Origin of the sequence: Mycobacterium sp. GA-1199, assembly GCF_001500045.1 — a bacterium.
GTDB lineage: Bacteria > Actinomycetota > Actinomycetes > Mycobacteriales > Mycobacteriaceae > Mycobacterium.
This window is the reverse complement of sequence record NZ_LQIX01000055.1, coordinates 92,898-112,346: the sequence shown is the minus strand read 5'-3', so window position 1 is coordinate 112,346 and position 19,449 is coordinate 92,898. Positions and strand designations below refer to the sequence as shown.

The following is a 19,449-nucleotide window of genomic DNA, read 5'->3' as shown; positions in this document are numbered from 1 at the left end:
GCTGGGGCTTCGTGCCGAAGATAATGTGGAACAGATTTTTGGTCAATGATGCCGAGGGTCGGTCGGAAAGAATGTCAGCCGGTGACGCCGAGGCGCCGGGTCACCGCGAACACTTCGTCGTAAATCGATCCCGGAATGGTGAACGGCTCGGTGGCGGCGACCGTGTCGAGGTGACCGGCGATGTCCTCGGCCGTCGGATCACCGTCCCGTGGTGCCAGCCAGCCCTCGCCCAGCCCGATGAAGACCCTGGCGAACCGGCCCGCACAGGCGGAGAAGTTCTGATGGCTGACGTCGCACGCCCGACTGGCCAGGTACACCACAAGCGGAGTGACGAGCTCGGGACGGATGGCGGCGAAGAAACCGTTGTCCTCGAGGGCTTTCGGGTCGGCCAGCGTTTCGGTGACCATCCGGGAGATTCCGAAGGGCAGCACGGTGTTGGCGCGGATTCCGTGCGGTTCACCTTCGAGCGCGATGACATTGGTCAGGCCGATGATGCCGGCTTTGGCCGCGGCGTAATGCGCCTCCAGATGCTGGCCGAACATTCCCGCGGACGACGCGATGAACACGAATCGGCCGTAGCCCTGCGCCTTCATCGCTCGGTAGGCGGGCTGTGACAGGTAGAACGCGCCGTCGAGATGGACGGAGAGCATCCGTCGCCAGTCGTCGGGTGTCAATTCGTCGAACGCGATGGAGTTGAAAATGCCCGCGTTGCTGATCACCGCGTCGAGCCGGCCGAACGCGTCGACTGCGCTCCGCACGATCGCCTCACCGCCCGCCGGGCTGTCCACCGAGTCGTAGGACGCGATGGCCGTGCCGCCGGATGCGGTGATCTCGTCGACCACCTGATCGGCGACCGCCGTGTCCTCCCCGTCACCGTGCATGGTTCCGCCGAGATCGTTGACGACGACCGACGAACCGCGCCTTGCCAACTCGAGCGCATAGACACGGCCGAGCCCGCGACCCGCCCCGGTGACCACGGCGACCTGGCCGGTGAAATCGATCATCATCCCTCCGGTGATTGACGGCGGTCCGGCCGGACTCTACGTTGGAACAGATATTTGGTCAACGAGAAAGGTCGCGCTCGATGACGAGCGATGACGCCGACGATCCCAAGCGCTTGGCGCTGCTGGCCTCGGCCCTGGCCGGCCGCACGATAGCGGTTGCGCCGGCCGCTGCGGGCGAACCGGCGTGGACCGACGGCGTCACGGTGTTCGTCGACGCATCAGCCGGTGCGCACCGCCAACTCGAGTCGGTCACGGTGCAGGCGTCGCTTCTGGCCAGTGGCGGGTTGGACCCGGACGTGGTGCGCAAACTCGTCCGGCGTCCAGCGCTGGCGCGCCGGTATCTCGCGGTCGAGGGCCAGCGTGCGCTGTCGGTGAACGACGACCTCCTGCCGTCGCGCGTCCGTTCGCTCCTCGACTGCGAACTGGCGGCCCGCGCGGATTCCGCTGTCGGCTCGCTGAAGCTGGCGGGGGAGCACCGTGACATCTCCGATCCGCCCGCGGGCTTCGGCGTGATCAAAGCGCAGAAGCTGTTGGCGGCGCGCGCCCTCGCCGCGCATGTGGAACCGGCCGGCGGGCATCTCCCGCGCCGCGAATCGAACAGAGAGTTGGCCCAGCTCGACGACGATGATGATGCCGACGGCGAGGATGCGATCGACCCCTTCTCGAGCCCCGTCGGCGGAGGCGGTGCACTCGGCAAGCTCCTGAAACGTATGACCAAGAGCGTGCGGAAACTCGCCGGCGGCGGCACGCCCGGCGCCGACACGCCAACCCATCGCTCCCGCAAAGGACTTCGCGGAGCGGGCGCAGTGACGTCGGGCGCGGCCGGGGCGGCGGACGCCGACGGCTGGGATGCTTCCGACACCGAGGGACGCACATATCCCGAGTGGGACTTCCAACGGCGCTGCTACCGAGCGGACTGGTGCACGGTGCTCGAGATCGAGGCCCCCATCGAGGAGGGACGAACGCTGGCACGTCCGGATGTTCACGCGTTGCGGCGGCCGCTGACCCGTCTGGGCATCGGGCTCGACCGATGCCACCGGCAGACCCAGGGTGACGACATCGACGTCGACGCCGCGGTCGAGGCGCGCGTGGAAACGCTGGCGGGTTCCACCCCGGACGAGGCCGTCTACCTCGACAACCTGCGTAGGCGACGGGACCTGGCGGTGCTCATCCTCCTCGATATCTCCGGATCGGCCGGGGAGGCGGGAACGTTCGGTCAGACCGTGCACGAGCAGCAGCGGGCGGCCGCTGCGGCGCTGACGATCGCGCTGCACGAACTCGGAGACCGCGTGGCGCTGTACGCATTTCAGTCCCAAGGCCGCTCATCGGTCAATCTGATGCCGGTCAAGCGCTTCGGCGACCACCTCGACGCGATGGTCATGCGGCGTCTGGGCAGCCTGACCGCGGGCGCCTATTCACGGCTGGGGGCCGCGATCCGTCACGGTAGCGCGGTGATGAGGGAGAAGGCCGGCACGTCGCGTCGCCTGCTGGTCGTGCTGTCCGACGGCCTGGCCTACGACCACGGCTACGAACGGCTGTACGGTGCGGCCGACGTACGAAAGGCACTGGGCGAGGCGCGCCGCGAGGGTATCGGCTGCTTGTGTTTGACCATTGGGGCGGCCACCGACTCAGGCGAGCTGGCCAGGGTGTTCGGCAGTGCCGCGCATGCGTCCATTCCGAAGCCCGCGCAGTTGGCCGACGTGATCGGTCCGTTGTTCCGCTCGGCGCTGCGAACCGCGGACCTGCGTCGGCGGATGTCAACACCGACCAAAGCTTGAACCAAACATCTGTTCCGCGCTAGTGTCCTTGAGATCAGGCAGACCGAAGGGAAGCCATGCAGGTGAAGCCGCCGCGCCCTTACTACGTGCCCGTCGCGAACGAGGAGCAGGTCTTCAAGGCCGCATACCAGCAGGGCCTGTCGATCGCGCTGAAGGGTCCGACGGGGTGCGGCAAGACGCGGTTCGTCGAGGCGATGGCATACGACCTGGACCGACCGCTGGTCACCGTCGCCTGTCATGACGACTTGACCACCGCCGACCTCGTCGGCCGCTTTCTTCTGCGCGGTGGTGACACCGAGTGGGTCGACGGACCTCTGACTCATGCGGTCCGGGAGGGTGCGATCTGCTATCTCGACGAGGTCGTGGAGGCCCGCCAGGACACCACCGTCGTGCTGCATCCGCTGGCCGACCACCGCAGGCAACTGCCGATCGAACGGTTGGGCATAACGCTGGACGCGGCACCGGGGTTCTGCCTGGTGGTCTCCTACAACCCCGGCTACCAGAGCGTGCTGAAGGATCTCAAGGACTCCACGCGCCAGCGGATGGTCGCGATCGACTTCGGCTTCCCCACAGCCGATGTCGAGGAGAAGATCGTTGCCAGCGAAGCGGCCATCGACCACGAGCGCGCGGCGGGACTCGTCCGCCTCGGCCATGCGATCCGGCGGTTGGAGACGGGTGGGCTCCGTGAGGTCGCGTCGACGCGGGTCCTGATCGCGGCGGGCCGGCTGATCGCCGAGGGATTGACGCCGCGTGACGCCGCACGCGCCGCGATCGCGGGTCCGCTCACCGACGACGCGACCGTCACCCGCGGCCTGCTCGAGATGATCGACGCGTACTTGGGCGACTCGCGGCCAGACGATTGACGCCTATCACGACCGTGATTAGTGTCTGAACAAATCTTAGGTTTCATATCGACGGAGGTGGCATGTCCTACGAGAGCACCGCGGAACCAATCAAGTTCGGGTACCTCATGGACTTCAAACTGCCCGACCTGTACCCGCAGGAGATGAAGGAAGACCTGTCCAATCCCTTCGAGCTGATCTTCGCCGAGGCGGTGGAGAACGGCGTGATCGACCGCCCCATCGAGATCATCTACAAAGAGGTCGAGGGGCTGCCGAAGGGTTCGGTCAAGGCAGTGATCGACGCATACGGCGAGCTCGTCGACGAGGGGTGTCTCGCGGTGTTCGGCCCGCACATCACCGACAACTGCGTGCCGACCCGCGAGGCCATCGAGGAGCGTTTCCGCGTGCCCGCACTCAGCGTCACGGGCAGTGACGCCTGGCTGGGGGAGTGGACATTCGCGTTTCCGCAGGGGTCTTTGACCGACGAGCCGATCTTCTGGGCAGATCTTCTGGCCAAGGGCGGGCACCACGAGGTCGGCGTCCTCATGGAGCAGTCACTGGTCGGCGAGACGTACGTGAAGAACTTTCGGACGGCGTGCCGGCGCAAGGGGATCCGGATCGTCGCCGAAGCCGCGATCGCGCAGACGGCCCAGGACGTCTCGGAAGCCGTGCGCACCCTGTATGAAGCCAAGGCACACGCCGTGGTGCACGCCGGTTTCGGATTCGGCATCGTGTTCGTCAACCCGGCACTGGAAGAACTCGGTTGGGATCCACCGCGGTTCACCAGTACGGCGTTCCAGAACGCGTGGATCAACCCCATCATGTGGAACGCGTTCATGGGCTGGACGGGCGTCGACCAGTACGACGAGGGCAACCCCGTCGGTCAGCGGTTCCTCGACAAGTACCAGGACAAGTTCGGCCGCCGACCGGAATACTGCGTGCCCGTTGTGAATTGTGATGTCGCCTCGGCTCTGCTACGTGCGTGCGCAGACGCTCATCCGCTTAGTCCGCGGGGTGTCAAGGAGGCGCTGGAACGCGTCAAGATGATGCCCGCGGCCGCGGGTGCGCCGGGCACCCGTGTCTCGTTCGGCAACTGGACGCGGCGAGCCTGGATGGGCGCCGGATACCTCGTCGCCCGAAGGCTCGACTCCGACGGCGTCAACTCGCATCTCGTCGACCGCTTTGGTGAGGAGTAACCCGTGACCACTGAAACACCGAAGGCCGATCGCACGGCTACGACCGCCGAAGCACCGAAGCGCAACTGGCTCGGGCCGACGATCTCGGTGGCCGTGCTCCTCGCCATCGCGGTCTTCTTCGCCGTCAACACCCGCAAGGGGCCGGGTTCACCGCGGATCGCCAATCCCGATGTCGAGGGGACACCGCGACCCGTCGAGGTGCTGTTCGGGTGGAGCACGTCCACCTGGGTGGTGATCCTGGAGACCTTCACCGTCGTCACGATGGCCGTCATCATCACGCTGTGGGTGGTGCACTGGCGGCGTAACCCACACAACCCGACGCTGCTGATGGCGTTGGTCACCTCGTTGATCGTGTGGCAAGACCCGATCATGAACTGGTCACCGTTCGCCGTCTACAACCCCGAACTGGCGCACCTGCCCGAGGACTGGCCGCTGGTGTCACTGTCACCGACTGTCGAACCTTTCGTGGTTCTCGGCTACGTGATGTTCTACCTCGGGCCGTACTTCCCGGCCATCTGGATCCTGCGGAAACTGCAGGCCCGCAGGCCCGTTGACTCGTTCGTCTGGCGTCACCCGCTGATCAGCCTGGCAGCCATCATCTTCCCGATCGGCGTGGTCGTGGACGCGGCGCTGGAGATCACCCTGGTGCGCACCGGCATGTACATCTATTCGCAGGTGCCGCCGTGGGCATCGGTGTTCACCGGAGATACCTATCAGTTCCCGTTGATCTGGGAAGTGGTGGCGGTGACGTTCGTGATGATCCCCGCAGGTGTGCTGCTCTACCGCGACGACACCGGTAAGTCAGTTGCGGAGAAGCTCGCTCAGCGGGCCCGCATCTTCTCCTCGAGGCCCAGGCTGGGCACGTTCATCGTGATGTTCGTGATCATCAACATCGCCTATTTCTGCTACGGCGGGCTGTTCGCGATCGTGAAGGCAACCAAGATCTCCACCTCGGTGGCGTGCCCCTGGCCGTATCCGGAAGTGAAGGTCTATGACCCACAGGGATTTTACGAAGCGAACGGCCAACCGGGTCCGTACTCGGTCGGGATCATGTCGACCTGGATGAGCGGACAGCCCGACGGGCGTCCGGAGGTGGAACTGGGTGAGAAGAGCGACCGGTGTGCACCGGAAAACGCCAATGGGTGATGAGCGCTTGCGCGCAGAGCAGACGATGAGTAACGAGCGCAGCGTCGTCATCACGGGCGCCTCCCGAGGGCTGGGGCTGGCATCGGCGTCTCACCTGTACCGGCAGGGCTGGCGGGTTATTGCCGCGATGCGGTCCGTCGATGCCGGCCTGCAACGCCTGCGTGAGACGACCGGCGCCGCGCCGGAGGACCCCAACCTGATCGGCGTTCCGCTCGACCTGACCGACACCGCGTCGATAGAGGCGGCCGCGAAGTCCATCGAAGACGCCGTCGGTGCGCCTTACGCCGTGGTGCACAACGCGGGGATCTCTGCGGCCGGCATGGTCGAGGAGACGCCGTTGAGCCTGTGGGAGCAGATGTTCGCAACCAACATCTTCGGTCCCGTCGCGTTGACCAAGGCGTTGCTGCCGTCCATGCGTGAGGCGGGGCGCGGCCGCATCGTGTTGGTGTCGAGTCAGGGCGGCGTTCGCGGAATGCCCGCCACGGCACCGTATTCGGCCGTCAAGGGGGCGCTGGAGCGCTGGGGCGAGTCGATGGCCGCAGAGGTCGCGCCGTTCGGCATCGGTGTCACGATCCTGGTCACCGGCACTTACGACACCGAGATCATCACCGATGCGGGGACCACCGACTGCCGCGATCTGGACGGTCCCTACGCGCCGCATCACAGCACGATGGACAAGCGTGGCCGGGCCGCCATGCGGATGGCCGCGCGATCGCCCGAGAAGTTCGCGGTCGGACTGGCCAAGGCGTTGGACAGCTCCAAGCCGTTCGTGAAGCGGTCGGTAGGGCCCGACGCACGAATGTTGTTGATCGCCAACCGGGTGTTCCCCTCTGCCGGACTGCACCAGATGATCCGGCTGATGATGGGCATCCCGCGATTCGGCACGCTACGAGGAAGCAGAGACCATGGCTGACGTTCGCTTCGAATCGAAGATGATGATCGACGGCAAGCTCGTCGACGGTGAGGCGGGCACTTTCACCAACATCAATCCCGCGACCGAGGAGGTGCTCGGCGAGGTCGCCGATGCCTCGAAGGCCGATATGCACCGCGCGATCGACGCGGCGCGACGAGCATTCGACGAGACGAAGTGGTCGACGGATCATGCGTTTCGGCAGCGGTGTCTGCTGCAGTTGCAGGAGGCGATCGAGTCCGAGCAGGAAGAGCTGCGTGAGGAACTCATCCTCGAGGTGGGCTGTCCGCGCGCGATCACGCACGGCCCGCAGCTCGATGCGCCGCTGTCCGACGCCCTGGAATTTCCGGCGCGGCTGATCGACGAATACCCCTGGGAGACGTCGCTGGGCGACGCGCTGGTATCGGTTACCGGGGTCAACACCACCCGCAAAGTCTGGCGCGAACCCGTCGGCGTGGTCGGTGCGATCGTGCCGTGGAACTTCCCGTTCGAGGTCACCATCCAGAAGCTCGGCCAGGCCCTCGGTACCGGTAACACCGTCGTGCTCAAGCCGGCGCCGAACACCCCGTACAACGCCACCCGGTTGGGCCGGCTCATCGCCGAGAACACCGACATCCCACCGGGTGTCGTCAATGTCGTCACCGCATCGGATCACTTCGTCGGCGAAGAACTCACCCTGTCGCCGAAGGTGGACCTGATCTCGTTCACCGGTTCCACCGTCGTCGGCCGACGCATCATGGAGAAGGGCGCCGCGACGATGAAGCGGCTGTTCCTCGAACTGGGCGGCAAGTCGGCGACCATCGTGCTCGAGGACGCGGACTTCGCGGTGGGATGCATGATGGGCATCGCGCCCTGCATGCACGCGGGTCAGGGGTGCGCCAACCCCACCCGGCTGCTGCTGCCGCGTTCCCGTTACGACGAAGGCGTCGAGATCCTCAGGGGCATCTACGAAGGTGTCGCACCCGGCGATCCGCAGGATCCCGCGACCCTGTGCGGCCCGGTCATCTCCGATAAACAGCGCAGCCGGATCCGCGGATACATCGACAAGGGCGTGGAGGAGGGCGCGACCCTGCTCGTCGGCGGATCCGAGGCCCCCGACGGCATGGACAAGGGGTTCTTCGTCAAGCCAACGCTTTTCGTCAACGTCGACAACTCGATGACCATCGCCCAGGAGGAGATCTTCGGCCCGGTGCTCTCGGTGATCCCGTTCGACGACGAGGACGACGCGGTGCGCATCGCCAACGACAGCCCGTACGGACTGGCGGGCAACGTGATGGCCGGAACGCTGGAGCGCGCCCTGTCGGTGGCCAGGCGACTTCGTGCCGGGTTCATCGGGTTGAACGGCACCGCAGGCTACGGCGCCGACACGCCGTTCGGCGGATACAAGGCCAGCGGCATCGGGCGCCAGAACGGCGTCGCGGGATTCGACCAGTACACCGAGATCAAGTCCGTCGCCTATCCGGCCGGTTCCTAGGAAGAAGACATGCAACTGTTGTTTGACGACCTCGAGGACTTCGGCGAATTCGACGACTTCGTGTCGGGCGATGTGCGTGACCCCCACACCGAACTGGCGAGGCTGCGTCGCGAGGAGCCGGTCCAGAAGATCGAGATCCCCGGCATTCCAGGGCAAGAGGGTAAGCCGATCGTCATGGTCTACCGCTATGACGAAGCGCAGCAGATGCTGCGGGACAACGAGACGTTCTCGTCGTCGATCATCATCCAGGCGTTCGGCGATGTGTTCGGCAAGCATGTGATGCTCGGCATGGACGAACCCGAACACGGCAGGCACCGGAGCCTGGTGGCCAAGGCGTTCTCGCAAAAAGCTTTGGCCCGTTGGGAAGACACGCTGGTCACCCCTATCGGCAACGCCCTGATCGACCGCTTCGCCGACCGGGGGAGCGCCGACCTGGTCAAGGAATTCAACTTCCCGTACCCCACGCTGATCATCGCCGGGCTGTTGGGGCTGCCGCAGGACGATTACGCGCAGTTTCAGAAGTGGTCCATCTCGCTGCTGTCGTTCACCGTCAACCCCGAACGCGGCCGGGAAGCGTCGCTGGCGCTGGCGGACTACTTCAGGCCGATCCTGGCCGCCCGGCGAGAGGAACCCCGCGACGATCTGATCAGCCGGCTGGCCGGGGCTGAGATCGATGGCGAGAAGCTCTCGGACGAGGAGATCTTCTCCTTCCTGCGCTTGCTGTTGCCCGCTGGTGTGGAAACCACATACAGGTCGCTGGGCAACCTGCTGTTCGGGTTGCTGTCCAATCCCGAACAGCTGGAGGCACTTCGGGCTGACCGGTCGCTGATACCGCAGGCGATTGAGGAGGCGGTGCGCTGGGAGCCGCCGCTGAGCATGATCACCCGGGTGGCCACCTGCGACACCGAACTCGGCGGCGTTCACATCCCCGAGGGTTCCTCGGTGATGCCGGTGTTGGGCGCGGCCAACCGGCAGGACGAACGGTTCCCCGATCCCGATCAGTTCAACATCTTCCGAGAATCCAAGGCCAACATCGGGTGGGGCCACGGGGTGCACGTCTGCCTCGGCATGCACCTGGCGCGGCTGGAGATGCGGGTGGCGCTCAACCTCCTGCTGGACCGCCTGCCCAATTTGCGGCTCGATCCGGGCGCCGAGGAGGCCTACATCCGCGGCCAGGTGTTCCGGTCACCGACGGCGCTGCCCATCGTCTTCGACACACCAGCGAGCCCATGACCGACCTTCGCTTCGACGAGGGGGTGGTGGTGGTCACCGGCGGTGGGCGCGGGATCGGCCGCGGCCATGCGACGCTGCTTGCCGCGAAGGGTGCACGAGTCGTCGTCGCCGACAACGGGGCCGAGATCGACGGCCGCGCATGCGCATCGCGACCGGCGGACTCAGTGGTCGAGGAAATCCTGCGGGCCGGGGGCCAAGCCGTGGCGTGCAGCGCCTCGGTCGCCGACGAGGCGGGGGCACAGTCGATCATCGACACCGCGGTTGATGCGTTCGGACACATCGACGCGGTGATCAACAATGCTGGAGTGCACGACCCGGGTCTCTTCGAGGAACTGTCGACGGACCGGATCCGACGAATGCTCGACGTGCACTATTTCGGAACGCTTTTCGTCTCGCGGGCTGCGTGGCCACATCTGATCAGCGCCGGAGGCGGCCGCATCGTCAACACCGTGTCCGAGGCCATGCTCGGCGGCATCCCGGAACTCACCAGCTACGGAGCCGCCAAGGGCGCGGTTTGGGGGCTGACTCGAAACCTCGCCACCGAAGGTGCTCCCCACAGCATCGCAGTCAATGCGCTCGCGCCGCGCGCCTACACACGCATGTCCGCATCGCAGGGACCGCAACTCGCGCAGCTGTACGGCATGTCAGAGGAGACGATGGCCGAGATCAACGCCAGTATGCCTCCCGAACTATGCTCTCCCGCAGCGGCTTTCCTTGCGCACCGATCGTGCCCGCTCAACGGTGAGGTCCTGCTGACGGGGATGGGTGGTGTCTCCCGCCTCGCCGTGGTTCGCAGCCAAGGCGTCTGGAAGCAGCCCCTGACCGCCGAAGACATCGCGGAGAACCTCGACCAGATCATGAACGTCGACGATGCCTATGTGACCGAAGCAACCAGGAGTGTTCTGTGACCGATTTCGAGACCGTCGACTTCTTCACCGACGAGAAGCTCGTTCCCGACCCGTACCCGTATTTCGACTTCCTCCGGTCCAAATGCCCGGTGGTGCAGGCGACCCCGTTCAACGTGCTCGCAGTCACCGGCTACGACGAGGCGCTCGCCGTCTACAAGGACCCCGCGTTCTCGTCCTGCGTGTCGGTCGCCGGTCCGTTCTCCGGCATGCCGTTCGGTCCCGGTGAATCCGATGACGTCAGCGAGCTCATCGAACAGCACCGCGCCGCTGTTCCGATGGCCGAACACATCACATCGCAGGACCCGCCGCTGCACACCCGTACACGGGGGCTGCTGAACAAACTGATCACACCCAAGCGCCTCAAGGAGAACGAGGACTTCATGTGGCGGTTGGCCGATCAGCAGCTCGACACCTTCCTCGACAAGGGCAGCTGCGAGTTCCTCACCGCCTACGCCAAACCGTTCTCACTGCTGGTCATCGCCGACCTACTCGGTGTGCCCGCCGAAGACCACGAGGAGTTCAAGGAGGTCTTCGCGCTCGAAACCGTCGGCGAGCTCGGCAAGGAGGCACCGACCTCGCACAACCCGCTGGAGTGGCTCAACGAGAAGTTCTACTCCTACATCGAGGACCGCCGACGCGCCCCGCGCCAGGACGTGCTGACCGAGCTGGCGCAGGCCAAACACGAGGACGGGTCAACCCCCGACATCGAAGACGTGATGAACCTGTCGACCTTCCTGTTCGCCGCCGGCACCGAGACGACCACCAAACTCGTCAGCTCGGCGGTCCGATTCATCGCCGACAAAGCGGGTTACGAGAAGGAACTCCGCGATGACCGCAGCAAGATCCCCGCATTCCTCGAGGAGACCCTGCGGATGGAGAGCCCCGTCAAATCCCACTTCCGGATGGCGCGCACCACAACGAAGATCGGCGAAGTCGAGGTGCCCGCAGGCACGACCGTCATGCTGCTCCCCGGGGCCTGCAACCGCGACGACCGCAAGTTCGCCGACCCCAACACCTTCCGCGCAGACCGGCCGAATGTGCGCGAGCAGATCGCGTTCATCCGCGGGGTCCATTCCTGCCCGGGTGCGCCGCTGGCCCGTGCAGAAGGACGAATTTCGCTGAACCGGATTTTGGACCGGATGGCCGACATCACGATCTCCACCGAACATCACGGCCCACCCGAGGACCGCCGCTTCACCTACGAGCCGACATTCATCATGCGCGGGCTGTCCGAACTGCACATCACCTTCAGTCCGATCACCTAGCCCTGCGAGCAGAGGAGTAATGACATGACCGGAAAGCTCGACGGCAAGGTCGCTTTCATCACGGGGGCCGCCCGGGGGCAGGGCCGCGCGCATGCCATCGCGATGGCCAGAGAGGGTGCCGACATCATCGCGGTCGACATCTGCCGTGACATCCCGTCCAACCCGTATCCGCTCGCCACACCCGAAGACCTCGCCGAAACCGAGCGCGCGGTCAAGGAGATCGGACGACGCGTCGTCGCGCGGGTCGCCGACGTCCGTGAGCGCCACGAACTACGGGAGGCGGTGGAGGGTGGAGTCGCCGATCTCGGCAAGATCGACATCGTGGTCGCCAACGCCGGCATCCTGCCGATGGCGATGGGAAACCCCGATCCGATGGGCTTCGTCGACGCGTCGGATGTCGACCTGGTCGGGGTGATGAACACCGTCGCGGTGGCACTCCCGCACCTGCCCGACGGGGCGTCGATCATCGTGACCGGTTCCACGGCAGGCATGATCCGCGGCACCACGACGAGCCCGGACATGGGGCCGGGCGGCGCCGGATACGGCTGGAGCAAACGCGTCGTGATCGAGTACGTCGACGAGATGTGTCTTCATTTGGCGCCGCGCATGATTCGCATCAATGCCATTCACCCGACGAACTGCAACACCCATCTGTTGCAGAACGAGGGAATGTACGGCGTGTTCCGGCCGGACCTGAAAGCCGAAGGTAAGACACCGACCCGCGAAGACGCCGAACCGCTTTTCTCACTCTTTCAGGCCATGCCGATCCCGTACATCGAGCCGGAGGACATGGCCAACCTCGGCGTTTTTCTGGCTAGCGACGACAGCCGCTACATCACTGGCCAGCACATCCGCGTCGACGCCGGTTCGCTGCTCAAATGGCCCAACGGGCCCGGGGGTTAAGGTCGGTGCAGAAATCCGTGCAGGATCGCCTGCACGAGTTCGTCGACGATCGCCTCACGCGACGGCGGTCTGCTGCCGAAGAAGGTGGACCGCAGCGCCACCATTCCGACGATCATGGCGACCGTCGAGTGCGCGGGAAGGTCGGGCTGATCTGAACGCAGCCCTCGCAATCGGATACCTTCGGCGCTGATCTGACCCAGCAACGTGAGCGCGCGCCGGATGTCGGCGATGCCCGCGCCGTCGATCTCCTCGTCGGTGAGTCCGTCCGAGGCCACGAGGGTGAGCAGCAGGCCTCGATGCTCGATGAGAACGTCGTAGAGACGCCCGACGAAGTGCCGAGTCAGTTCCTCCTCGGTGATTTTGTCGGGTATGACGGCCTGCCAAGTCTGACCGAAGTCGTCGACGAAATCGGTGAACGGCAGGACGAGGGCCTCGCGGAACAGGCCGGCCTTCGAGCCGAAGTGACGAAACAGCAGGTACTCGGACACGCCGGCCGCCTCGGCGATCTCCCGTGTCGTGGTGCTGCGGTAGTCCCGGCGCGCGAATAGGTCACGGGCGGCGTCGAGCAGGAGCCGCCGGGCCTCGCCGGGGGCCCTGCGTGAGGTCTGCGTCACGCCGGCCGATCCCTTCTTCGACGAACGTCGCTGGGGCACGGCAAATGACGATAGTCGGCCCTTGACCGGGACGCGTGTAATAGTGTGCACTATTACAGCTGACGTGGGTGCGGAAGGAACGTGGTCATGGGCCAACTCATCATGCTCGGAACGCTGTTCGGGCTGCTCGTCTTGATCGTCGGCTTGGTGCTGTACTTCGATCCCGAAGCGCGCGGTGAGAGACCGGTTGCGGAGGACGAGCGATGAGCACCGAGCTGACGCCGGCGTTGATCGTCGGCTTGTCCTTCGCCTACGTCGGCGGAGTGCTGTTTTTGGCCTACGGCGTGTATCTGAGCATCCGGCGCGGCCGCCTTCATCCGCTGCTCCTGGTCTCGATCTCGGCGATCTCGTTCTCGTGGATCGAGGCACCTTACGACTGGGCGGTGTACGCCCAGTTCCCTCCCGCACTTCCGCGCATGCCGTCGTGGTGGCCGATGAACATGACCTGGGGCGGCGGGCTTCCGTCATCGGTGCCGATCGGATACATCCCCTACTTCGTGCTGCCTGCAGTGATCGGCGCCGCGCTCGGGCGGAGGCTGATTCGGCGATTCGGTTGGCGCAGACCACAAACCCTGCTGATCGTGGGTCTGCTCGTCGGGTTCTGCTGGGCGCTGCTGTTCAACGGATTCTTCGGCCCCCGCCTCGGGGTCTTCTACTACGGCTACGTGATCCCGGGACTGGCGATCTTCGAGGGGAGCAAGTTTCAGTATCCGATCTACGATGCGATCGCGATGGGCTTGCAGATGATGGTGTTCACCTATCTCCTCGGGCGTGTTGACGCCAAGGGGCGCAACGTGATCGAGGTGTGGGCAGACAAACGATCGTCGAGCCGCGTAGGTTCCTCACTGCTGTCGATCGCCGCCGCCGTCGTGGTGGGCCACCTCATGTACGGCGCTGTTTTCGCACCGCACCTGGTGACGAAGCTCAGCGGTCACGTGACGTCCGGTCCCACGGAGCAGTTGTTCCCCGGGGTGCCGAACCAGCCACGCTGAACCCTTCGGCCGGTCCTGCCGTCACCGCATGGTCGCCAAGTTGTGCCACAGGTTGCGCAGGCTGTCGGTTCCTCCGAACAGCGTTGTGAAGTGTGTCGAGTCGATCAGCACGATGTCGCCGGCGCGTTGACCCGCCGGCAGCATCCAGATCAGCGCGTTGAACTCGCTGGTGCCGTCGGCGGTAAACGGGTGCGGACGGTGCGGATCTACGCGCTGGCGCCCGAGTACCCGAACGCCGTCGCTTTCGGGTGCGGTCAGCTCGTAGTGCGGTAGGTGCGGGTGGAAGTTGAACGTGGTGACCTTTTCGAGCAAGCCGAGCGAATCGAGATCGCGAATCCCGGTCAGGGGCGCGATTTCGCGCGTACTCGGCACGACTGCGGGTCGTAGACCCCACTTGTTGAGGACGGGGACGTCGAGCGCGTTCATCAGTGAACGCGTGTACTGGCCGAACCGCTGCTGGCGCGGGACCAACGGATCACCGTGGTGCTGGAACTCCATCTGGCGCTGCGCGAAGTCATCGGTGAAGCCGACATCGTGATGCGGGGCAAGCAGTAGACATGTGCCCTCGCGTCGGAGCCATTGCTCGATAGCGGCGATCTCCTCGGCTGCGGCCTCCTGCTCGGACAGAGTGTGGTCGAGCCCGAAGACCATCAGGGTGTCGGTGTCGGCGAGGATTCGCTCGTCGATCGGCAGCTGGTAGCCGGCTTGGTCGATTCGTTGGAAAACCGCGACCGGATGTCCGGTCGCCTCTGCGGCCAGCTCCTGAAAAGCCAGCGTCGAGCGATGGAAGAGTTCTAGCGTTCCCGCGATGCCCTGAAGGAAGTGGGCGGCGTCGTACTCTGGCGTCTCGTAGTTGGGCCACAGAGCGTTTCGCACTTCCGTCATCGTCGAGAATCGGTTGTACATCTCGCCCGGATCGCGCTGTGCCTCCCAGGGATAGCTCCACGTCCAGTAGATGCTGATGCGTCTGCGCCCGTCGCGGGAACGTGGGATGTGGTTCTGGTTGTATGTACGTGCCGCGGACGGAACCGTCATCGGTGCTCCCCCAATCCAGCGAGGTAACGGAGGCCACTCAGACCGGGCAGGAAGAAGTACGCGCCACCCTTGAGCGTGGTGAACGCTGGAATGCCCTTGTGCACCTTACGAATGGGCCGCTTGGGCACCGTGAAGTCCAGCGTGCCGTCCTGAGTACCGCAGATCGGGTCGTGCTCGTTGTCGAGCTCGTGGAAAGTTTTGTCATTGATCCAGACGTTCTGCGCGAACTCGAATTGGCGCACGAGGTCGGCGCAGATGATGAATGCGGCGATGCCCCGCTCGACTCCGTCGTCGGGCGCTCCTTCCGGTAGTGCGGGACCATAGGTGGCGCCGCGACGGATCATCCGCCGCCGATTCATGTAGTGCGCGGTGTCACGGGGGTTGAGCCGTCGGGCATGTGAGCCCAACGGGCACGCGTAACCGAGAGGGTCCATTTCCTTGTAGTTGAAGTCGTTGTTGCGCATGGGGTCAGCGCCCAACTCTGGGTCGTCTTTGGCCGGTGCGAGTACGAGTGGGGCGCCGCTCCGCCAGCGGCCCATGAACTTCGCGGCCAGCAGTTCCTGCCCGGCGGGGTCCGCGGAGTTCTCTCGCAGATAGTCGCGAAACAGTCCCACGTGTTCCTGCAGTCGACGATAGGCCATATAACTACCGTTGCGCGACAGGGCCTCTGGCTGGGGTTGATCCAGCACGGGCCCGTTCTCGTCGGGATAACCGAGGATGAATTCGCCCGCCTCCAGGGGGTCTCCCGAACCCGGTGTCGGATCTTCGCCGGAGCCCTTCATCACCGGCTGCGACAGGCGATCGCGAAAGCCGAAGTGGTCGTGGGCGTAGTTGAACGGGGGGGTCGCGTTCAGGTCGAGGTGGGAGAGGCTACGAACTCCCTCCGTGCGGGCCAGCAGTTTGTCGTGTTCGTCGATGGATCTGCGGCATTGTTCATCGGTCCGGGAGAACAAGATCGCGATCGCGTGCAGATCGTCACCGTCGAGGCCGCCGAGCCAGTGTTCGGGTGCGGCCGCTCCGGTGTCGCCGAGGATGCTTGCGCGCGCGGCCATCCCCTCGCGGAACGCGTCGGGGAAGGTAGCCAGCGACTCCCCGGCGACTCCGAGCGCGCGGAGGCCGTGCCACGTGAAGGCCAGGGTGACCCAGCGCGCCGAAGTGTCCATCGTGGCGCGGACATCAGCCGCAGACTGGACCTTGTCGAGCAGTGCGGTGAGCCACGCGCGGCCCCCCTCGGGGGAGTCGAAGGTCAGGAACTCGTACCGTCCCGTGATGGCGGGCGTTCGGGTCAGCAGGATGTGTTGTATGTCGTCGAGCTCGAGCTCGTCTGTGGTGGACATCATTGCCGCTGAGTCCCTTTCGTCCACGCCCAGGCAGTGATTCGCCAGTCCTGCGATCCTCGGCGAAGGGCCACCGTGAAGAATGCGCCGTCCTGCCTCACCCGCGCGCCGCGCAGGCTGAACGTCATCGTCGCGGGCAGGACGAGGTAGGCGCGGTCATCGCTGACACTGTTGTGCAAGGGCGACCCGACGGCGACGACATAGTCTGAGGCACCGTGGTGAGCTGCCTCGGCAATCACGTCGCGGTACCAATCCTGCGTCGCGGATGCCCCCTGCCAGACGTGGGGTGCCATTCCATCGAGGATCGTTCCCGCGGAGTCGAAGACGGACGCCATCTCCGCCACGTCGCCGTTGTTGAAGGCTGCGATGTACCGGTGCACCGCGGCCAGTGGATCCGCCGTGCTCATGACCGTCACTGCATCTGGTCGAGCATCGTGGAGAACGCGGCTTTCAGACGTAGTGCCTTCTTTATCTCATCGGCCGTCACGTACGGATACTCGCCGTATTCGAGAAAGCTCGGGACATGGTGGTCGCGAACGAATTTGACGAATCCCTCAGGGTTTTCGCGCCAGTCCTCGGGAAAGCCCTCGAGGTTGGTGAACACCGTGGTGATACCGGTCTGACTGAACAGTTGAACCGCGTCCTCGGTGTACTTGTCGAAATCGGTGTCGAAGATGCCCTGGTACTGAAAGTGCAGGCCCGAGCCGACGTCGAACAGCACCCACCGCAGATAGTGCAACCTCAACGGCGCGAGCACATCGGGACTGGCCGCGATCGCTTCCTCGATCTGCTTGCCGTAGGCTCGGACGGCGGCCTCCCGGCCTTCTTTGACCTTCGCGATTATGGAAAAGCCGTAACAGGCCGGTGTTCGGGGAAAGACCGGTCCGTACCGCCCGCGTTCTAGTTCGAAATATCCGGCCTCGGGAATCGCCATTGCCGCGGGTGTCGTCCAGTCGTGGTGATCGGCGGCCATGGCGTCCCCCTACCGTTGTTACGTGAGCGGACACTAGCACCGCTGAACGGGTACGACACATGGTTCGGCAGCGCAGAAACGTTCCGTAATAGTCGTCTTTCCCTGAGGAACTTGATGCCTGACTAACTAGATCAACTATCCGCAGAGCGAAAGTGATCTGGCAAGTTATCGCAAAATTCCGGGACGAGCGGCGCGCACCGATTTAGGCTGCGCATGTCGTTGCAGAAGCGGCCGCGTCGGACGGACGCACGCCACTGGGGGCACGAGAGAGGAGACGGCCATGAGATCCGCCCATCGCTGCCTACTGGCTGCGCTGTCGATCTCGGTGGCGCCGATCGCCCTCGCCCCCGACGCGTCCGCGGACTGCACGAATGCCGGCGCCGCCACGGTCTGCGCGCAGGGGACCGTCCGCGGAGGTGGGCCCGACGCTCCGCAGGCCGGGCCCGTATATCCCGGCTACTGCGCTGACCCCTGGTATTGCAATGACGATTGGGGACTCGACATCGTCGTCGATCCCGAGCCTCCGAGGCCGCCCATATTCGATCGCCCGGGACGGCCGGGTGTCGGACCGCGCTGATTCTTGTGCAGACGTCCTCCGTTGATTCGAGCAAGGAGCTTGGAATGTTCTTACGCAACGCTTTTGGTGCCGGGCTGATCTCCGGTGGGCTGCTGCTCGGTGCCGCACCCGCCGCCGCCGATCCGCCCAACTGCACCGCCGCCGATCTGGCCGGCGTCATGGCCGGCGTCTCGGCGGGCACGTCGTCCTATCTGTTCACGCATCCGGATGTGAACGCCTTCTTCACGGGGCTCAAAGGCAAGCCCAGGGACCAGATGACCGACGAGATCAAGGCATATCTGGACGCCAATCCGCGGGTCCGCGACGAGCTGCGGGTGGTCCGGCAGCCTGCGGCCGACTTCCGTGCACGCTGCGATGTCGCGATGCCAGACCTGCCGATGGGCTAACGGTTGCGTGCGGGACTGACACACTGGGGGTGTGCGCGACACACCCAAGTGCTGGCTCACCGACATGGACGGTGTGCTCGTCCGCGAGGAACACGCGCTGCCCGGTGCCGCCGAATTTCTGCAGCGGCTCGTTGACCTGCAACGGCCCTTCCTGGTCCTGACCAACAATTCGATCTTCACACCCCGCGATCTGTCCGCCCGGCTCAAGCGGTCCGGACTCGTCGTACCGGAAGACTCCATCTGGACCTCCGCGCTGGCGACCGCATCGTTTCTCACTGACCAGCTGCCGGGTGGATCGGCCTACGTCATCGGCGAGGCGGGGCTGACCACCGCACTGCACGAGGCGGGCTACACGCTCACCGACGTCGAACCGGACTTCGTGGTCCTCGGCGAGACCCGGACCTACTCATTCGAAGCCATCACCAAGGCGATCCGGTTGATCCTCGGCGGGGCTCGGTTCATCGCCACCAACCCCGACGTGACCGGGCCGTCCGCGGAAGGGCCGCTACCGGCCACCGGGTCCGTCTCCGCGATGATCACCAAGGCCACCGGCCGCGAACCGTACTTCGTCGGCAAGCCCAACCCGATGATGTTCCGCAGTGCGCTGAACCGCATCGAGGCGCATTCGGAGAGCACGGTCATGGTGGGGGACCGGATGGACACCGACGTCGTCGCGGGCATCGAAGCGGGCCTGGAGACCATCCTGGTGCTGACCGGGTCGACGACGGTCGACGAGGTTGAGCGGTACCCGTTCCGGCCCAGCCGCGTGTTGCCGTCCATCGCCGAGGCCATCGAACTGGTGTGAGCCGCGGCGCGACCGCTGCCTACACTGACCCC

General features: G+C 65.2%; 20 protein-coding genes. 14 read left to right on the top strand and 6 right to left on the bottom strand.

Features of this window, described 5'->3' with window-relative positions; genetic code table 11:
* Positions 1-74 precede the first annotated feature (74 nt).
* A complete protein-coding gene (locus tag AU198_RS24020) occupies positions 75-1,004 on the bottom strand; it encodes an SDR family NAD(P)-dependent oxidoreductase (protein WP_064351204.1) in 930 nt (309 codons plus the stop codon).
* Positions 1,005-1,084: 80 nt separating this feature from the next.
* On the opposite strand from AU198_RS24020, the gene AU198_RS24015 reads away from it, so the two are divergent.
* The 10 genes from AU198_RS24015 to AU198_RS23970 all read left to right on the top strand — a co-directional run bounded on the left by AU198_RS24015 (position 1,085) and on the right by AU198_RS23970 (position 12,659).
* Complete coding sequence (locus tag AU198_RS24015) at positions 1,085-2,782, top strand: nitric oxide reductase activation protein NorD (RefSeq protein WP_064351087.1); 1,698 nt, start codon at positions 1,085-1,087, stop codon at positions 2,780-2,782.
* 56 nt (positions 2,783-2,838) lie between these two features.
* A complete protein-coding gene (locus AU198_RS24010) occupies positions 2,839-3,645 on the top strand; it encodes a CbbQ/NirQ/NorQ/GpvN family protein (protein WP_064351086.1) in 807 nt (268 codons plus the stop codon).
* Positions 3,646-3,707: 62 nt separating this feature from the next.
* Entirely contained in the window at positions 3,708-4,820 is a 1,113-nt protein-coding gene (locus AU198_RS24005; protein WP_064351085.1) for an ABC transporter substrate-binding protein, read from the top strand.
* Positions 4,821-4,823: 3 nt separating this feature from the next.
* Positions 4,824-5,966, top strand: coding sequence for a spirocyclase AveC family protein (locus AU198_RS24000; protein ID WP_064351084.1), 1,143 nt, complete (start codon positions 4,824-4,826; stop codon positions 5,964-5,966).
* A gap of 25 nt (positions 5,967-5,991) precedes the next feature.
* Complete coding sequence (locus tag AU198_RS23995; protein WP_064351203.1) at positions 5,992-6,879, top strand: SDR family oxidoreductase; 888 nt, start codon at positions 5,992-5,994, stop codon at positions 6,877-6,879.
* 19 nt (positions 6,880-6,898) lie between these two features.
* The gene (locus AU198_RS23990) at positions 6,899-8,350 is read left to right on the top strand and encodes an aldehyde dehydrogenase family protein (protein WP_064351202.1); all 1,452 of its coding nucleotides are present in this window, start codon (positions 6,899-6,901) and stop codon (positions 8,348-8,350) included.
* A gap of 9 nt (positions 8,351-8,359) precedes the next feature.
* The gene (locus tag AU198_RS23985; RefSeq protein WP_064351083.1) at positions 8,360-9,583 is read left to right on the top strand and encodes a cytochrome P450; all 1,224 of its coding nucleotides are present in this window, start codon (positions 8,360-8,362) and stop codon (positions 9,581-9,583) included.
* A complete protein-coding gene (locus AU198_RS23980; protein ID WP_064351082.1) occupies positions 9,580-10,491 on the top strand; it encodes an SDR family NAD(P)-dependent oxidoreductase in 912 nt (303 codons plus the stop codon). The genes AU198_RS23985 and AU198_RS23980 overlap by 4 nt, the downstream gene beginning before the upstream one ends.
* Positions 10,488-11,756, top strand: coding sequence for a cytochrome P450 (locus tag AU198_RS23975; protein ID WP_064351081.1), 1,269 nt, complete (start codon positions 10,488-10,490; stop codon positions 11,754-11,756). Before AU198_RS23980 ends, AU198_RS23975 begins: the two co-directional genes overlap by 4 nt.
* 24 nt (positions 11,757-11,780) lie before the next feature.
* On the top strand, positions 11,781-12,659 hold the full coding sequence (locus AU198_RS23970; RefSeq protein ID WP_064351080.1) for a mycofactocin-coupled SDR family oxidoreductase: 879 nt from the start codon (positions 11,781-11,783) through the stop codon (positions 12,657-12,659).
* On the opposite strand, the gene AU198_RS23965 is transcribed toward AU198_RS23970, so the two are convergent.
* Positions 12,656-13,312 (bottom strand): TetR/AcrR family transcriptional regulator, encoded by a 657-nt coding sequence (locus AU198_RS23965; RefSeq protein WP_064351079.1) that lies wholly within the window; start codon positions 13,310-13,312, stop codon positions 12,656-12,658. The two genes, AU198_RS23970 and AU198_RS23965, sit on opposite strands and share 4 nt — an antisense overlap.
* Positions 13,313-13,515: 203 nt before the next feature.
* Here AU198_RS23965 and AU198_RS23960 point away from each other — a divergent pair, with 203 nt between their 5' ends.
* Positions 13,516-14,304, top strand: a complete 789-nt coding sequence (locus AU198_RS23960) for a spirocyclase AveC family protein (protein ID WP_064351078.1) — start codon at positions 13,516-13,518, stop codon at positions 14,302-14,304.
* Positions 14,305-14,325: 21 nt separating this feature from the next.
* On the opposite strand, the gene AU198_RS23955 is transcribed toward AU198_RS23960, so the two are convergent.
* Genes AU198_RS23955 through AU198_RS23940 form a run of 4 tightly spaced genes read right to left on the bottom strand, consistent with a single transcriptional unit; the run spans position 14,326 to position 17,649 of the window.
* Positions 14,326-15,339 carry a hypothetical protein gene (locus AU198_RS23955; protein ID WP_064351077.1) on the bottom strand — a complete coding sequence of 338 codons (1,014 nt, stop codon included), beginning with the start codon at positions 15,337-15,339 and terminating at the stop codon, positions 14,326-14,328.
* Positions 15,336-16,679 carry a Dyp-type peroxidase gene (locus AU198_RS23950; RefSeq protein ID WP_064351076.1) on the bottom strand — a complete coding sequence of 448 codons (1,344 nt, stop codon included), beginning with the start codon at positions 16,677-16,679 and terminating at the stop codon, positions 15,336-15,338. Before AU198_RS23950 ends, AU198_RS23955 begins: the two co-directional genes overlap by 4 nt.
* Positions 16,676-17,083, bottom strand: a complete 408-nt coding sequence (locus AU198_RS23945) for a nuclear transport factor 2 family protein (RefSeq protein WP_064351201.1) — start codon at positions 17,081-17,083, stop codon at positions 16,676-16,678. The genes AU198_RS23950 and AU198_RS23945 overlap by 4 nt, the downstream gene beginning before the upstream one ends.
* 5 nt (positions 17,084-17,088) lie before the next feature.
* Positions 17,089-17,649, bottom strand: a complete 561-nt coding sequence (locus AU198_RS23940; protein ID WP_064351075.1) for a hypothetical protein — start codon at positions 17,647-17,649, stop codon at positions 17,089-17,091.
* 280 nt (positions 17,650-17,929) lie between these two features.
* Here AU198_RS23940 and AU198_RS25990 point away from each other — a divergent pair, with 280 nt between their 5' ends.
* The 3 genes from AU198_RS25990 (at position 17,930) to AU198_RS23930 (ending at position 19,417) form a co-directional block, all read left to right on the top strand.
* Positions 17,930-18,226: a hypothetical protein gene (locus tag AU198_RS25990; protein WP_082691186.1), complete on the top strand. Its 297-nt coding sequence runs from the start codon at positions 17,930-17,932 to the stop codon at positions 18,224-18,226.
* A gap of 44 nt (positions 18,227-18,270) precedes the next feature.
* Positions 18,271-18,612 carry a heme-binding protein gene (locus tag AU198_RS23935; RefSeq protein WP_064351074.1) on the top strand — a complete coding sequence of 114 codons (342 nt, stop codon included), beginning with the start codon at positions 18,271-18,273 and terminating at the stop codon, positions 18,610-18,612.
* Positions 18,613-18,676: 64 nt separating this feature from the next.
* Positions 18,677-19,417, top strand: a complete 741-nt coding sequence (locus AU198_RS23930; protein ID WP_502689320.1) for an HAD-IIA family hydrolase — start codon at positions 18,677-18,679, stop codon at positions 19,415-19,417.
* Positions 19,418-19,449 lie beyond the last annotated feature (32 nt).

What these genes read in the sequence shown, in the direction of transcription:
- AU198_RS23935 (WP_064351074.1), top strand. Translation starts at nt 18,271, where the DNA reads ATGTTCTTACGCAACGCTTTTGGTGCCGGGCTGATCTCCGGTGGGCTG.
- AU198_RS23990 (WP_064351202.1), top strand. Translation starts at nt 6,899, where the DNA reads ATGATGATCGACGGCAAGCTCGTCGACGGTGAGGCGGGCACTTTCACC.
- AU198_RS25990 (WP_082691186.1), top strand. Translation starts at nt 17,930, where the DNA reads ATGAGATCCGCCCATCGCTGCCTACTGGCTGCGCTGTCGATCTCGGTG.
- AU198_RS23945 (WP_064351201.1), bottom strand. Translation starts at nt 17,083, where the DNA reads ATGAGCACGGCGGATCCACTGGCCGCGGTGCACCGGTACATCGCAGCC.
- AU198_RS23930 (WP_502689320.1), top strand. Translation starts at nt 18,677, where the DNA reads ATGGACGGTGTGCTCGTCCGCGAGGAACACGCGCTGCCCGGTGCCGCC.
- AU198_RS23960 (WP_064351078.1), top strand. Translation starts at nt 13,516, where the DNA reads ATGAGCACCGAGCTGACGCCGGCGTTGATCGTCGGCTTGTCCTTCGCC.
- AU198_RS24015 (WP_064351087.1), top strand. Translation starts at nt 1,085, where the DNA reads ATGACGAGCGATGACGCCGACGATCCCAAGCGCTTGGCGCTGCTGGCC.
- AU198_RS23985 (WP_064351083.1), top strand. Translation starts at nt 8,360, where the DNA reads ATGCAACTGTTGTTTGACGACCTCGAGGACTTCGGCGAATTCGACGAC.
- AU198_RS24020 (WP_064351204.1), bottom strand. Translation starts at nt 1,004, where the DNA reads ATGATCGATTTCACCGGCCAGGTCGCCGTGGTCACCGGGGCGGGTCGC.
- AU198_RS23970 (WP_064351080.1), top strand. Translation starts at nt 11,781, where the DNA reads ATGACCGGAAAGCTCGACGGCAAGGTCGCTTTCATCACGGGGGCCGCC.
- AU198_RS23955 (WP_064351077.1), bottom strand. Translation starts at nt 15,339, where the DNA reads ATGACGGTTCCGTCCGCGGCACGTACATACAACCAGAACCACATCCCA.
- AU198_RS24005 (WP_064351085.1), top strand. Translation starts at nt 3,708, where the DNA reads ATGTCCTACGAGAGCACCGCGGAACCAATCAAGTTCGGGTACCTCATG.
- AU198_RS23950 (WP_064351076.1), bottom strand. Translation starts at nt 16,679, where the DNA reads ATGATGTCCACCACAGACGAGCTCGAGCTCGACGACATACAACACATC.
- AU198_RS23995 (WP_064351203.1), top strand. Translation starts at nt 5,992, where the DNA reads ATGAGTAACGAGCGCAGCGTCGTCATCACGGGCGCCTCCCGAGGGCTG.
- AU198_RS24010 (WP_064351086.1), top strand. Translation starts at nt 2,839, where the DNA reads ATGCAGGTGAAGCCGCCGCGCCCTTACTACGTGCCCGTCGCGAACGAG.
- AU198_RS23940 (WP_064351075.1), bottom strand. Translation starts at nt 17,649, where the DNA reads ATGGCCGCCGATCACCACGACTGGACGACACCCGCGGCAATGGCGATT.
- AU198_RS23980 (WP_064351082.1), top strand. Translation starts at nt 9,580, where the DNA reads ATGACCGACCTTCGCTTCGACGAGGGGGTGGTGGTGGTCACCGGCGGT.